The following is a 1,135-nucleotide window of genomic DNA, read 5'->3' as shown; positions in this document are numbered from 1 at the left end:
ACATGTTGTCAGCTCAACAGAACCACATCGACTTTGTGTTTTACGCGCCTTATTCCAATGTAAAAGAGAAGATGATTGAGCAATGTCACTTGCAACAACACTTGATTATCGATGACTTTTCAACTGTGAGATTCTAATCATGAGTAATGAGAAAACCTTTGCTGTCGTTATTCCAGCACGTTACGAATCAAGTCGATTCCCGGGTAAACCATTAGTCGACATTTGTGGTAAGCCAATGATACAGCACGTCTGGGAGCGTTGCTGCTTAGCTGTGGGACAAGAAAAAGTATACGTGGCAACCGATGATGCTCGTATCCAAAGTGCCGTTGAAACCTTTGGTGGTCAGGTTGTGATGACAAGCTCGGAGTGCTTAACGGGCACCGACAGACTGGCAGAAGCCAACCTACAGCTTAACTGTGACTTCATTGTGAATGTCCAAGGTGACGAGCCGCTAATCAATCCAGATGATATCAATACGGTAATTAAGGCTTTCTTGAAGAGTGGCAATGTGACCAATGCTATGTGTGCCATTACTTCAGAGCAAGAGTTTCGCTCTTTTACTGTGCCGAAAGTTACTTTTAGTCAATCTGGTAAGTTACTTTACATGAGTCGAGCAGGCATTCCTCAGACGAAAACGGGCGAATATCAATTTGGTTACAAGCAAGTGTGTATCTACGCTTTCTCAAAAGAGCAACTGGCCTTCTTCTACAGTAACAAAGCGAAGACTCGCCATGAGCAAGTAGAAGACATAGAGATACTGCGCTTCCTAGAGTCTGATTACATCGTTGATATGGTCGAAGTTAAAGCGGGGTCTCTTGCTGTTGATATACCAAGTGATACCGGTGCTGTTATTGAAAAAATACTTAGGAAGTAACCATACTGTTTATCTCGGATAATTAAATGATAGAAAATCACTATTATATTTACAATTAAAATTGAGGCTTAGATTGAACAAGATAATTATAGACCTAGATGGGACTCTTACGTTGGGTGATACAAATAATTACAAGGAGGTATTACCAAATTTAGAAGTTATAGAAGCACTCAAAGGCTACAAAAATAAAGGTTATGAAATCATAGTTTTTACTGCGAGAAATATGAGAACGTATGAGAATAATGTTGGGAAAATTAATAT

At 39.8% G+C, this 1,135-nt stretch carries 2 protein-coding genes; both read left to right on the top strand.

The genetic code is table 11. From position 1 onward, the window contains the following. The first annotated feature begins 139 nt into the window (after window positions 1-139). The gene (locus KIV40_RS27640; RefSeq protein ID WP_285352400.1) at window positions 140-874 is read left to right on the top strand and encodes a 3-deoxy-manno-octulosonate cytidylyltransferase; all 735 of its coding nucleotides are present in this window, start codon (window positions 140-142) and stop codon (window positions 872-874) included. Between the two features lie 73 nt (window positions 875-947). Then, a partial coding sequence (locus KIV40_RS27635) for an HAD hydrolase family protein (protein WP_285352399.1) occupies window positions 948-1,135 on the top strand: 188 nt, incomplete at its 3' end.

It is taken from the genome of Vibrio sp. D173a (genome assembly GCF_030248475.1).
The sequence above is the reverse complement of the archived record's forward strand: the minus strand, read 5'-3'. Positions and strand labels throughout refer to the sequence as shown.